This window comes from Corynebacterium lactis RW2-5 (genome assembly GCF_001274895.1).
Classification (GTDB): Bacteria; Actinomycetota; Actinomycetes; order Mycobacteriales; family Mycobacteriaceae; genus Corynebacterium; species Corynebacterium lactis.
In genome coordinates this window covers 2,639,126-2,651,891 of the sequence record NZ_CP006841.1, presented here as the reverse complement: position 1 = coordinate 2,651,891, position 12,766 = coordinate 2,639,126, and the positions used below count along the sequence as shown (strand labels likewise).

The 12,766-nt window shown below is 56.8% G+C and carries 11 protein-coding genes; 4 read left to right on the top strand and 7 right to left on the bottom strand.

All coding sequences use genetic code 11. The features are described 5' to 3' along the window. Positions 1 to 13: 13 nt before the first annotated feature. Positions 14 to 253, bottom strand: coding sequence for a hypothetical protein (locus CLAC_RS11665; protein ID WP_053413060.1), 240 nt, complete (start codon positions 251 to 253; stop codon positions 14 to 16). A 173-nt stretch (positions 254 to 426) separates the two neighbouring features. Between CLAC_RS11665 and CLAC_RS12515 the strand changes: the two genes are divergently transcribed. Both CLAC_RS12515 and CLAC_RS11655 read left to right on the top strand, forming a co-directional pair. After that, entirely contained in the window at positions 427 to 849 is a 423-nt protein-coding gene (locus tag CLAC_RS12515) for an SRPBCC family protein (protein ID WP_082313421.1), read from the top strand. Between the two features lie 8 nt (positions 850 to 857). Beyond that, positions 858 to 1,346: a MarR family winged helix-turn-helix transcriptional regulator gene (locus tag CLAC_RS11655; protein WP_053413058.1), complete on the top strand. Its 489-nt coding sequence runs from the start codon at positions 858 to 860 to the stop codon at positions 1,344 to 1,346. A gap of 74 nt (positions 1,347 to 1,420) precedes the next feature. Here CLAC_RS11655 and CLAC_RS11650 read toward each other — a convergent pair. Next, positions 1,421 to 2,577 (bottom strand): IS3 family transposase gene (locus CLAC_RS11650; RefSeq protein WP_425388798.1). Its coding sequence is split into 2 segments (ribosomal slippage): positions 1,421 to 2,301 and positions 2,301 to 2,577, totalling 1,158 coding nucleotides; the frame shifts between segments, so codons are not numbered across the junction. 219 nt (positions 2,578 to 2,796) lie between these two features. Beyond that, on the bottom strand, positions 2,797 to 3,498 hold the full coding sequence (locus CLAC_RS11640) for a DUF3800 domain-containing protein (protein ID WP_053413057.1): 702 nt from the start codon (positions 3,496 to 3,498) through the stop codon (positions 2,797 to 2,799). A 189-nt stretch (positions 3,499 to 3,687) separates the two neighbouring features. Between CLAC_RS11640 and CLAC_RS11630 the strand changes: the two genes are divergently transcribed. After that, positions 3,688 to 7,320, top strand: a complete 3,633-nt coding sequence (locus CLAC_RS11630; RefSeq protein WP_082313419.1) for a DEAD/DEAH box helicase family protein — start codon at positions 3,688 to 3,690, stop codon at positions 7,318 to 7,320. A gap of 3 nt (positions 7,321 to 7,323) precedes the next feature. Here CLAC_RS11630 and nrdF read toward each other — a convergent pair whose 3' ends face one another. The 4 genes from nrdF to CLAC_RS11610 form a co-directional block, all read right to left on the bottom strand. Continuing rightward, positions 7,324 to 8,307, bottom strand: coding sequence for a class 1b ribonucleoside-diphosphate reductase subunit beta (gene nrdF, locus CLAC_RS11625; RefSeq protein WP_053413054.1), 984 nt, complete (start codon positions 8,305 to 8,307; stop codon positions 7,324 to 7,326). Positions 8,308 to 8,674: 367 nt separating this feature from the next. Then, entirely contained in the window at positions 8,675 to 9,511 is an 837-nt protein-coding gene (locus tag CLAC_RS11620; protein ID WP_082313417.1) for an ABC transporter ATP-binding protein, read from the bottom strand. 43 nt (positions 9,512 to 9,554) lie between these two features. Beyond that, positions 9,555 to 10,604, bottom strand: coding sequence for a FecCD family ABC transporter permease (locus CLAC_RS11615; protein ID WP_245621890.1), 1,050 nt, complete (start codon positions 10,602 to 10,604; stop codon positions 9,555 to 9,557). Beyond that, positions 10,601 to 11,551 (bottom strand): FecCD family ABC transporter permease, encoded by a 951-nt coding sequence (locus CLAC_RS11610; RefSeq protein ID WP_053413437.1) that lies wholly within the window; start codon positions 11,549 to 11,551, stop codon positions 10,601 to 10,603. Before CLAC_RS11610 ends, CLAC_RS11615 begins: the two co-directional genes overlap by 4 nt. A gap of 158 nt (positions 11,552 to 11,709) precedes the next feature. Here CLAC_RS11610 and CLAC_RS11605 point away from each other — a divergent pair, with 158 nt between their 5' ends. Continuing rightward, the gene (locus tag CLAC_RS11605; RefSeq protein WP_053413053.1) at positions 11,710 to 12,753 is read left to right on the top strand and encodes an ABC transporter substrate-binding protein; all 1,044 of its coding nucleotides are present in this window, start codon (positions 11,710 to 11,712) and stop codon (positions 12,751 to 12,753) included. The last annotated feature ends 13 nt before the right edge of the window (positions 12,754 to 12,766 follow it).

Here is a 12,766-nt window from a genome sequence, read left to right as displayed (position 1 = left end):
GATTCGTGCCCTTTTATTTCTTCGATCCGTTCAAAACTGCGACGGCCTCGCTGAGTTTCCGCCTACGTACGTCACCTCGAGGGGCTGACGGCCGAATGCTTTCGACAGCCTGCTCGTGAGCTTCCAGAGCCTTCGAAAAAGGGAAAGAGATGGACACAACATATTCGATGCTGGACAGTTGCATCTCAGCGTTGAGGCGCTTGATGGTCTTAGTGCCGCCGGGGTACGGACTGGTGGTTAGTGCGTGAGCCATGAGTTGTCCTTTCGGGAAACAATATACATGACACAACATGCATGGTGTGTCAATAATATATATACATGTTTCCCGTAATCTGTCTACCGGGGAACTAGATTCGTCAAATTTCGAGCGTTAAGGTCTATTTAACAGGGGTTTAATGGTGGTTTGGTGTATTGTCGCCGTCAAAGATGGGATACCCTCATGACGTGTCATATATAACGAAAACCGCTGCAACTGCGATATTGAATCATCACCCGGAACGCATCCTTGAAGCGCTGCTTGAAGTCGAAGAACTCCCCACTTGGAATCCGGCCTTTACTCATGTTGGCCCTGCAGGGCCCAATGGGGCCTACCCCATTACCGTCCAAAAGCTTCTCAAAGGAACCCTTACTTATGCCCAACCAAACCACCACTGTTTGGAGTTCGGCATCACTATCCCCGGGCTCGTTGAACACTCCACCTTCACGCTTAAGCCTCAAGGAGGTAGTACTAGAGTTACTCACACCGTCACTCAACGTGGATTTCTCTGCACCGTCATAGGTGACCACGAGGCATCCCTTGTCCCTGACAAACGTCTCAACCGTCTCGCACGCATCCTCGACAACAAATAAGCGCCTTTATGAATACCCTCGCAGAACATCCTGAAGAGTTTCGCTACCTCATTTTGGCTCTCCAACGCCAAGGCGGTCGCCAACTCAACGCCAAGCTATCTGAACTTGGAGTTACCAGCTCGCAGGCTGAGGCTATCGAAATTGTCGGTGCGCACGGCCCTATGAGTACTCGAGAAGTCGGAGAATATTTGATTTGCGAATCGGGAAGCCCTAGCAGACTGCTGGCAACCCTGGCGGCCAAAGGCCTAACTGTTGCCTCTCAGTCCAACCAGGACAAACGGGCGACTCTTCACGCCCTCACTCGTGCCGGGCGCGAGACCCTCCAAGACATCAAGGAACTCAATAACAATTTCCAGGCTCAGCTCGCCGAAATCCTGAATCAAGCTGATGAGAATCATCCAGATGATGCTTTATCCCAGCTGGTATCGCTGCTAGTAGATCCAGAACTGAGTTCAGCAATGAAACGCCGGTACCCACATCTGTTCGAGAAGCTCTAATCGGTCCAAAGAGTTCAAAAGGAACAGTGCAACAGCCGTTCTTTTTCCAGTTTGGAATTGGAGCGGGCTGAAATCTAGGACCGGGCGGCTTGAGGGCCTCCCTGGGTTAGGTGCCATTGTTTGGCGTACTGCGCTGGCGGGACAAAGCCCAAGCTTGAGTGCGGATGACACGTATTGTAGCCCTTCGACCACAACCTGAGGCAGTGGCTGGCGTGGGCCGGGTCGTCGAACATCTCGTCTTCGAGTAGCTCATCGCGGAGGCGGTTGTGAAACGACTCCACGAATCCGTTGTGCCATGGCCTTCCTGGTGGTATGAACGCCTCAACAGTGCCCTCCTTGTCCGCCCACTTGTTCAGCTCGTGGCTGATGAACTCAGGGCCGTTATCCATGCGCAACACTCGCGGACGGCCACCGCTGGAGGCAGCAAGATTGCTCAACAGTTCAATGACTGACACGGCGGTAATAGACCGCCCGACCTCGAATCCCACGTGCTCACGTGTGAACTCATCGATGACGTTGCAGATCTTAAACGTCTTACCGTGGTAGTCAGTGTCGAACTGGAAGTCCAATGCCCACACATCACCGGGACACGCAGCTGGCTCAACCCGAGGGGTGGATAGGGGCAGACACCGCCGCTTGGGAGCCTTGCGTGGAAACACCCGCAGACCCTCCTGGCGCCATATGCGGCGCACGACATCGCGGCCGCAGTCAAACCCGGCCTCACGAGCCTTAACCCACGCGCGGCGGTAGCCCCAGCGACGATGGGATGCAGCGAAGGTCACCAACCAGCTGCGCAACGAGGCGTGCTTGTCGGTGGCAGAAGGCCCGGTTGTGTGGCGTCGGGCGTTGTAGTACGCCCCGCGGGAAACCCCGACAACGCGGCATGCCAAGCGCACTGAGTACCCCAACGATAGGGCATGGTCAATCGCTTTGTACTTGCGTGCCGGGGTCAGAATTTTCCCTCTGCTAACTCCCTAAGCAGCGACTTTTCGAGTTCAGCCTCCCCAAGCAACCGCTTGAGCTTCTCGTTTTCTTCCTGCAGCTCCTTGAACCGCCGTGCTTCACTGCGAGTCATGTCGCCGTACTGTCTCTGCCACCGGTGATACGTTGCCTCACTGATGCCAAGCTCACGGCAAACCTCTGCCACGGTGCTGCCAGATTCCTTCAAGGACCTGGCCTTGTCGAGCTTCACCACGATTTGTTCGGGTGTGTGCTTCGAGAACTTCTTCATGCTCTCCAGTCTTCCTGCCCCAACCGGGGCTGTCACGGAAGACACTCTCAAGTCAGATGGTCTAGTTTTTCAGCCCGGGCCATCTCGGTTTTAGACGTGAGCCCTGTTGATGTTGGCTGGGTGTCTAACGTAGAATCCGAGTTGCAGAGATTGTCCACTTGTAGGCAACTCCGCATCTCCAAAATCCCGTCAAGGCTTTGCCTTACGGGATTTTGCGATTCACGGCCATATACGAAGTCGACCTGCGGAAACAACATCTTCTAGCTGCGACCATAAAATGTTCTGCAGTTTAATGACTTTCGGATTCGAAGATGGCTGAACAACATGACGGTTTGCGATGTATGTGCATAAATCAGCCGCTTGAAGGCCCCAATGCTCTTTTGAGTCAAAGAAGTCGAAAGAGTGAATCTGCTCAAGTTTCGAAGACTTAAGACCAAAAGTGCCATTTTGTTGTTGGGCTACGAAGTTCTTCCTAGCTTCGTCGGCCGTGTGATGATCATCAAGATACACGCTGGCTGTATCCCCATTGCGTTGGCTGAACTCGTTAATTCTTTCAAGCGTGTAGCTGATAGCAAGATCGCGTGGATCGTACGGCCGGTCGTACTTGCGGGAGAGCCGGTTGCGGTCGATTCCCTCGATGTAGAGCGCAAGACTGCATTCATTGGTGATGGTAAGTGCCCTGCGATAAATGCTCGTAGCGAGCCTAAAGGGAACGCCTTTCCAGTCGCCCTTCTGTTGCATCATCTCATATCCATGTAGCTCTTCAACTCCCGCTAAGTGATCTGAGACAGTCTCCTCCGCGAGCAAATTAGCCAAGCGCGTGTTGAGTGTAGACAGACCTTGGTCGTCGAGAATCAAAGCCGAGAGGAAGTAATAGTCGGTTTTTGACTCCGACTCGTCAACAAACGCGTGCAGCATCATTACATTGTATGTTTCGGATGTGATCCTCTACTCGCTGAAAGGGACACCGCCAAAAACTTCACATCCCTCGGACACTCATTCGACACCGCAACCAGTGGAATCCCTTTGGGTGATTAAACTAAACCCTGTTGAATAGATAGCCTCGTCGACCAATGGTTGACGTTGACCCGATTGACCAAAAGGACGCCGATGACTCCTCCGACGCCGTCTGACAGCACGCCCGCTTCGGGCAGTTCCTCGGCCAACCACGCCCGCCAGCCGAAGCCCAGCAACTTCGGCTTCGTCGGCGCCGTCTTCCCCGCGTTACTCATGGACTGTCGACACGCGGAGGAAGCGGCAGTCTCCAACCCGCGAGCAGCAGCCGTTCAGACACGTTTCGTCGCAGAGCAGGTCGTCCGCCACATCGGCGCCTTCTTCGGCGGCACGGCTCCCTCGGATCCTGCAGATCAGGGAACCTTCAGCGACCTCACCCGCAGCCCGCAGTTCCGACGCAACGTGCCAGACATCATCCAGTCCAAGGTCCACGCAATCCGCAAAATCGGAAACCTCGCGGCGCACAATCCGAAGTACCTCGCGCCAGAAGTAGCCATCAACGTGGTCGCGCACCTCTACGATCTCCTCGCCTGGGCGGCTGCTAACGTCGCAGGCCAAGGCAAAAAGGCACTCCCTGCAGCGCCCTTCGACAAGTCAATCCTCCTCGAAGCCCCAAAGCACAACACCGCCACTGACGCACAGCGAAACGCGGAACTAAAGAAACTCACCGCCGAACTTGCCGCACGCGACAATGCCGCGAAGGAATCCGCGCTGCTGCTATCCAAGGAACGCGCCCAGCGTCTCTTAGAGCGCCAATCCCACCTGCGTGAGCAAGAAAAATTCCGCAAAGCCCGCGCCGAAGCCCTCGAAGGCCAAGCACGCATCGACGAGCTCCAGGCCGCCAACGAAGAACTCAAACGTCAGCTAGAGCAGGCCCTGGAAAACGCCCGCCAGGAACTCGTCGTGGCGCAGAGCAACGCCGGGCAGGTGGATACCTCGGCAAGCTACGCGATCAGCGAGGCCCAGACCCGGCGGGACATCACCGACCCCATGCTGGCGGAGGCCGGATTCACCCCAGCGGCGGGGAATGTGCGCTACGAGGTCACGCTGCCGTCGGGACGCGCGGACTACGTGCTCTACGGCAGCGACGGCAAAGCGCTGGCTGTCGTGGAGGCCAAGAAGCCCGCGATTGAGGCCAGTGCCGCCTGCGAGCAGGCCCGCCAATACGCCGACGACCTGGAAAAACAGTATGGTCAGCGCCCGCTAATCTACTACGCTAACGGGCACGTCGTGAAGCTTTGGGACGATGCCGCCAACCTTCCCGGAGGCCACGGCTACCCACCCCGCAGCGTCGAGGGCTACGCCACCGCCGACGAGCTCTACCGCATCATCCACAACCGCACCCTGCGCGCGCCGTTAAGCGAAACCGACATCGACCAGTCGATCGCCGGGCGCAACTACCAGCAAAAAGCCATCCGCGCAGTGACCGAACACTTCGAAGCCGGGCACCGCCACTCACTGCTAGTCATGGCCACCGGCACCGGCAAAACCCGCACCGCCATCGCCCTGACCAAAATGATGCAGCAGGCCCGCTGGGCGAAGAACGTGCTCTTCCTCGCTGACCGGAAAGCACTGGTTAACCAGGCTGCCAAGAACTTCCACGCCCTCTACGGCGAGTCCGGAGTAGTCAACCTGCTCGACAACCCCGGCAGCATCGGGTCCGTGTACGTCTGCACGTACCAGACCATTATCTCCCAGCTAGGCACCGAATTCAGCCCCTACGCCTTCGACCTCATCATCGTCGACGAAGCCCACCGCAGTATCTACCGCCGCTACAAGCGCATCTTCGAATACTTCGATTCTCTCCTGTTTGGCCTTACCGCCACCCCGCGTAACGAAGTCGACCACAACACCTACAGCCTCTTCCACCTCGAAGACGGCAAACCCACCGGCGAGTACAGCCTGGCCGAAGCCGTCGCGGACAACTACCTTGTGCCCTTCCGCCCCTATGCTGGCGAGACGCTCATCCTGCGTCGCGGAATCAACTTCGACGAACTCAGCGACGAAGAAAAACTCCAGCTCGATGATCTCGACTGGGGCACCGACGATGACGGCAACCCAATCGAAGCCCCCGAGGGCGCCAGCGCAGATGAGATCAATGCCAAGCTTTTCAACCACTCGACCATCGAGCTGGTGCTGCGCCAGGTGCTGGAAAACGGCATCAAGGTCGAAGGCGCCGATCGCCTGGGCAAAACCATCATCTTCGCCCGCAACAAGAAACACGCGGAGCTCATCTTCGACCACCTCGTTGACATCAACCCGGTACTTAATTGTGCCGTCATTACCCACGACAACAGTCGCGCCCAAACGCTGATCGACAACTTCGGCTCTACCAAACCCGGCAGTATCGACGTCGCCATCAGCGTGGACATGCTCGACACCGGCATCGACGTGCCCTCCGTGGTCAACCTTGTCTTCTTCAAACCCGTCTACTCCAAAACCAAGTTCTGGCAGATGATGGGCCGAGGCACCCGCCTGTGCGAGAACCTCTTCGGCCCAGGGCAGCACAAAACCGAGTTCTTCGTCTTCGACTACTGCGGCAACCTTGACTATTTCACCAGCGAGATTTCCTACACCGAAACCGCAGGCTCCCGCCAAAAATCCCTGTCCGAGCGCCTCTTCACCCAGCGCCTGCGGATGCTCGATTCGCTTGCCGACGGCCCCCTGGCCCACGACACCAAAGCCCTCCTACGTCGGCAGTTGGATGATGTTCCGGACACAAGTGCGCTGGTCCGGCCGGTGGATCGCCCGGTGCTGGCAAAGTACCGTCGTGAAGCGAGCTGGGACAACCTGGCCTCGGCGGACCTGGCTGAGATGGAGCAGCGGCTCGCGCACCTGCCTTTTAAGAGCGCGGGTGAGAATGAGTTTGCCAAGCGCTTTGACCTGCTGATTGTCACCATGCAGGTGGCGCTCGCAGAGGGCAAGGAGATCAGCGACAACAAGCGTGGGCGAGTGCAGCACATCGCCAATAACCTGCTGACGAAGCTGAACGTGCCGGCAATCGCGCAGCAATCCGAGCGTCTGGAGCAGGCGGTCAGCCCTGAGTGGTGGGAAGGCATTACCCCGGATGACCTGGAACTGCTGCGCCGGGGCGTGCGCGGCCTGGTGCAGTACGTGGACAAGGGCAAGCGGAACCAGGTCGTCATTGACGTGGCCGATGAGCTGGGCGAACTGCGGATGGTAGACGTGCCTCTCGCGGGCGCCTCCACCACGGTGACCGGCAGCTCGGTGGAGGACAAGATCCGCGAAGTCATCGAGGCTCATGGCGACGCACTGGTGCTGCAGAAAATCCGCCGGGCGAAAACGCTCTCGTCTGTGGATATTGCGGCGTTGGAGGAACTAGTCGCAAGCGCCGGAATTGCGGACGTGGCGGGCCTGCGTGATCAGCTGGGCATGTCGCTGCCGCGGTTTGTGCGCGGGCTGGTGGGGCTGGAAGAGGCGGCAGCGCGCGAAGCATTCGCCGACTTCCTCGACGGCACCAAGCTCAACTCTGTGCAATTGGACTTCATGAACCGGCTAATCCGAGGCCTGGTACTCAATGGCGTCGTAACGATGAGCGAGCTTTTCGATTCCCCCTACGCCGACCACGGCACACCTTTCGACGTGTTCGATGACAACATCGCCACGGTCACGGATATTAAGGACAGGCTCGACCGGATTGCGCGTAGTGCGGAACTTATGGAAATGGAGCACACCGATGGAAGGGCAAGCCCATCCATCGGCCCCTAAACCTTATTCCCAGCTCCAGTCGTCATCGCTCGTATTCTCTGCTTTGCCGATGACATAGGAGGAACCCGACCCGCTGAAGAAGTCGTGGTTTTCATCAGCGCCCGGGTTGAGCGACGCCATGATGACCGGCGGGACTGTAGCGCTGTCCTTGGGGAACAACGGCGCCATGCCCAGGTTCGACAGTGCCTTATTGGCGTTGTACCTCAGGTAGGGCAGGACTTCTTCGGACCAGCCCAGCTCGTCGTAAAGACTGCGGGTGTACTCGACCTCGTTATCGTACAAGTCAAGCAGCAGGTCGTTTGCGTAGGTTTCGAGGTCGTGGCGTCTTTGTTGTGTCACGCTTTCGGATGCAACTTGGTATTTGTACCCGATGTAGTAACCGTGTACGGCTTCATCGCGAATAATCAGGCGGATAATATCTGCGGTGTTGGTGAGCTTTCCAAGGCTCGCCCACTTCAGCGGTAGATAGAAACCGCTGTAGAACAGGAATGACTCAAGCATGACTGAGGCGATCTTGCGCTTTAGTGGATCGTCCCCCTCGTAGTACTTAAGAATCAACTTCCCCTTTCGCTGGAGGTACTCGTTTTCTTCGCTCCATCGGAAGGCATCGTTGATCTCAGGCGTGGATGCCAGAGTCATGAAAATGTTGGAGTAGCTCTTTGCATGCACCGACTCCATGAACACGATGTTTGCCATGACGGCTTCCTCGTGCATTGTGGCAGCATCATTCATAATCTCAACGGCGCCGACTCCTGATTGGACGGTGTCGAGCATGGTCAGTCCGGTGAACACCCGCATGGTTGTCTGCTGTTCGTACTCGTTGAGTGTGTTCCAGCTGGCGATGTCATTGGACAGCGGAATCTTCTCAGGTAGCCAGAAGTTCCCGGTGAGGCGGTTCCACACGTCGAGGTCAGTCTGGTCGGGGATGGTATTCCAGTCGATCGCCTTTACCGGGCGATCTTCTAGGTGCGAGTTAAATGCGCTAATGGCACTGTTTCCTTTCTTGCAATATCAGATGGGCGGAGCACCCAGCTGCCAATGGACGTTTACGGTTGAGACTTCCCGCCTGTTCGTATCGTCGACGTAAGCCGTCTTCGCTGAGTAGGCAATAGGGCGGGGGTGCCGTTAGAGAGGCAACTCTGATTGCTATTGACAGCAATTGATTGTTGCTTCGGCAGTGGGTGCTTTATGGATGGTCTGAGACTTTATGCCAACAGCCTAGTGAAATCTTTGGGCTCCGTATGGATTTGCACGGTGTCTAAAATGTCACGAATCTCTGACTTAGGCCTTGACCATAACAGCTTTACTAATTGCGCAAAGATGCTGGTCATGGGCTTGTTTGTTAATGTGCCCGCTATCGCGGCAGCACCACCACATGCTCGCTCTGCCCAGCGCGGACAACCTCCGCGTCCACGTCGAAAACCTCGCGAAGTAAGGTGGGATTGATAACCTCCGCTGGTGCCCCGGTAGCCAGGACTCTGCCACTTTTCATAACAACCAGATGGTCGGCGTATTGAACCGCTTGTTGCAGATCATGCAGCACCGCGACAATCGTACGGTCATCGTCTTTGAGGCTGGTCATCAGCTTTAACAGTCGATGCTGGTGCCCGATGTCCAGGTAGGTGGTGGGCTCGTCGAGAAGCATAACCCCGGTCTCTTGAGCTAGAACCATGGCGAGCCATGCTCGCTGCCGCTGCCCGCCGGAGAGATTCTGCATCCGTGCGTTAGCAAGCTCGCCCAGGTTCGCGCGCTTCAACGCCTTGTCGACAGCCCTTTCGTCCGCTTCGCTCCACTGCCTTAACCAACTCTGATAGGGGAAACGGCCACGTCCAACCAACTCCCGCACCGTCACTCCATCCGGTGCCTGCGCCGACTGCGCCATAAGGGACACTCGCCGCGAAAGTTTTTTCCGCGACACTGTGGCGATATCGATTCCTCCAATCCGAATTTCGCCTTCCGACGGCTCGAGGATACGGCACAGCGATTTGAGTAGCGTAGATTTGCCGCAGCCGTTTGGTCCAATTATTGCGGTGACTTTCCCAGCTGGAATTTCGAGGTCAAGACGGTCAATAATCGTGCGACCGCCTAACTTGATGGTCAGCTGTGAAGTGGTGACTGCGGGAGTAGCAATGGCGGGAACGGTTGGGCGGCTTTGGCCGGAAACAGATGGAGTGTGTCGAGTGAGTTTCATGGGATGCAAGTTTTTGGATATTGCCTGTTGAGTTTGGGTGTTGCTATTTTCTTTGGTCAAAGTGCATGAGCCATAGCAGATAGACTCCGCCCAGGGCGACGGTAATTAAACCGACCGGGAGTTGAACGGGGGCGAAGACGCGCTGCGCCGCAATATCTGATGCAAGGAGCAAACAACTTCCAACAGCTGCCGTGGTCAGTAGGGGAAGACGAACCGACCTGGTCAACAAACGCGTAATATGCGCGGCTGCAAGAGCGACAAAGCTAATAGGTCCTGCCAATGCTGTTGCGGAGGCGGTAAGTGCTACCGCTACGGCGACGGTAATCCGTCGTTGCCACGCCACAGACACGCCAATCGCCTTCGCGGTATCATCGCCGAGGCGCAGAGCGTCAATGTAGCGTTGCCAGAAAAGTGTCAGGCCAATGAGTGTGATTAGGACGATATTGGCATAAAACACTTGCGACCAGCGAAGTCCGTTTAGAGAACCGGCGCCCCAGGCGGCCGCCGACATGGAGCTTTCTATATCTGCGCGCAGGATCAGCCACTTATTCAGCGCCGACAGCATCATCGCAACACCCAGGCCCGTCAGGATTAATCTCAGCCCGCTGGTGCCGCGTCGGAAAGCAAAAGCCATGACGACGAACGCCGCGGCCATGCCTCCGAGGAACGCGGCTAGCGCGGTGCTAGCGAAGCTGCCAAAGCCTAAGGAAAGTGCCAGGATGGCGCCGGTATAAGCGCCGGTATTAAAGCCGAGAATATCGGGGGAACCAAGTGGGTTTCGGGTAATGACCTGCATCAAAGTCCCCGATAAAGCCAATGCGGAACCGATAACGACTGCTGCAGTTGTTCGTGGCAGTCGCCATTGGGTAACCACTGTGCTGGCAAACTCAGGTGTGTGAGAAGTGCGGATCCGAGGAAAAAGAACTCCGATCGCCTCGGCGGTAGTAATGCCCGCACCGGGAAATAACAGCGATATGAAGATTAAGATCGCCAACACTGCAAGGGCGACAAACAGGATAATTGACGTGCGGCGCTCGACCTGTCTGCTGAAGACTCCGATTCGGATAGTGGCCAGATTCTGTGCGGAAATCAACGTTGGTACAGGTCCTTTTGAGCGGAAGCGATAAGAATGGGGCCAGCGATGAACGCCACCACTACACTGGCGGGTAACTCGCTGTCGATAATGAGCCGACCCACTACGTCAGCGAGAAGGAGCAATGCCGGTCCAGCGACTGCAGACAGGCAGATGATGCTGCGGTCATCATGAAAGCCGAGGCTGCGAACGATATGGGCAGTGGCCAGGCCGACGAAAGCAAAGACCCCGACGGCAGCAGTCGTGGCAGCTGCCATAATGGTCACCGCTACGATAATGAGCGCCCTGGTGCGCTTGAGGTTTACCCCAAGAGCGGCTGCGGATTCGTCACCCAGGCTCAGCAAATTGATGCTTCCGAGCTGTGGGAAAACGAGGGCGGAGCCGATTATGAGGCCGATGCCGGAGATGACGATTTGCTGGTATCCGGCTATATCTACTGTCCCGAGCATCCAGGCACGAAGACGTGCAAATGCCTGTGGGTCCACGAGGGCGAGGCCATCGGAAATGCCTTCCAAAATGGCGCCGACGGCTATGCCCGCTAGGACTAGTCTTAGCGGAGCAATTCCCCCTGAGCTATCGAGACCGATTCGACAGACGAGTGCAATCGTGGCGAGGGCCCCAATTAGTGCCATCGTGACGAAGGCTACGGGGGAGGTCCAGCCTAATACGCTCAACGCCACAGCGGCGAGAAAGGCTGCTCCGGCATTGATTCCCAGTACTCCGGTATCGGCTAAGGGGTTGCGTGTTATTGCCTGCAGCAATGCCCCGGCACTGGCCAAAGCAGAGCCGGCAACAATAGCAATTATTGTTCGGGGTACTCGCCGCTCAAGGATCACGGAATACTCAGTGCTAGCAGGATTGAGGCTCATTAGCGCCGTGAGGGCGTCGGCAAGCGGGATGGTACGAGCGCCGAGGCTAAGGCTGCTCACACATAGTGCAAGCGTCAGGACGAGCAGAGCGATAGTCGTTAAGGCGAATCCAGAGCTCGATTTATCTCTTTTGGGCCCGCAGCTGGATATGGTGCCGATGGGCGAAGAATTCTCAAGGGACAAGGAGAACCTTAAAGGTAGGTCATCTTTACCGATTTAGGCTATCATAGCCAACCATGAAAAATGGACTGAAGGGCAGCGGTACCATCCGCGCAGCTGCTGTTGGCATGCTAACGGCCCTGACCTTGACGTTGATTGCATGCGTGCCGGGTAAAGACGATGGGCATGGCGCGGAAAAGCAGGCCGCCAGCAGTGAGATTGCTACCGGCGGCAAAGAATTCGGTAGCGCAGCGGAAAAGACCGCTAAGTTTGGCTCAGATGCCAAACCAGGCGAATTCCCCCGCGACGTGACCCATGCAATGGGAACCACCACTATCGCCTCCGAGCCAAAGCGTGTCGTGGTGCTGGAAACAGGAGAGCTAGACGCCGTATTGGCGCTAGGTGTGAAACCTGTGGGAATGGCCACGACGAAGGGCGCGGACCCCATTCCTGCGTATCTGGCGGACCAGGTTGAAGATGTAGAGACAATTGGCACGACCAACGAACTGAATATTGAAAAGATCGCTGAGCTCAAGCCGGACATCATTATCGGTAGCCAACTGCGCGCCGAGAAGCTCTACCCTCAACTCAGTGAGATCGCCCCGACTGTCTTCGCAATCCGGCCCGGCTCCACTTGGAAAGAAAACTTCCTACTGGCCGGAGAAGCGCTAGGGCGTGAAAAGAAGGCCGAGGAGGTAATGGACACCTACGACCGCGCCGCCGCAGACATCAAATCCGAGGTCAAGCCCGGCACTACCGTTTCTATGGTGCGCTTCCTGCCGGGAAAGCTGCGTCTCTACGGGCACCAGTCGCTGATCGGCACTGTCTTGCGTGATGCTGGTTTCCAGCGCCCCAAATCGCAGGATATTGATGAGCTAGCTGCAGAAATCTCACCAGAAGAGATTGATAAGGCCGAGGCTGATTACCTGTTTTACAGTAGCTACGGTGCCGCTAATGCCACTGGTGAGGCGGAAGTTGTCGGAAGCAACGGCTGGAAGAACCTGAGCGCTGTTCAGCAGGGGCGCGCTCATCGCGTTGACGATGGATTGTGGGGGCTGGGTCTTGGTCCGATTGGAGCGACGAAGATTGCGCAGCAGTTGAAAGATCTCATTTCCAGCTAGGATGCAATCCCGC

Bases quoted from the DNA above. Each gene is read 5' to 3' on its own strand.
- CLAC_RS12515 (WP_082313421.1), top strand. From the start codon at position 427: ATGGGATACCCTCATGACGTGTCATATATAACGAAAACCGCTGCAACT.
- CLAC_RS11605 (WP_053413053.1), top strand. From the start codon at position 11,710: ATGAAAAATGGACTGAAGGGCAGCGGTACCATCCGCGCAGCTGCTGTT.
- CLAC_RS11620 (WP_082313417.1), bottom strand. From the start codon at position 9,511: ATGAAACTCACTCGACACACTCCATCTGTTTCCGGCCAAAGCCGCCCA.
- CLAC_RS11630 (WP_082313419.1), top strand. From the start codon at position 3,688: ATGACTCCTCCGACGCCGTCTGACAGCACGCCCGCTTCGGGCAGTTCC.
- CLAC_RS11665 (WP_053413060.1), bottom strand. From the start codon at position 253: ATGGCTCACGCACTAACCACCAGTCCGTACCCCGGCGGCACTAAGACC.
- CLAC_RS11655 (WP_053413058.1), top strand. From the start codon at position 858: ATGAATACCCTCGCAGAACATCCTGAAGAGTTTCGCTACCTCATTTTG.
- CLAC_RS11640 (WP_053413057.1), bottom strand. From the start codon at position 3,498: ATGATGCTGCACGCGTTTGTTGACGAGTCGGAGTCAAAAACCGACTAT.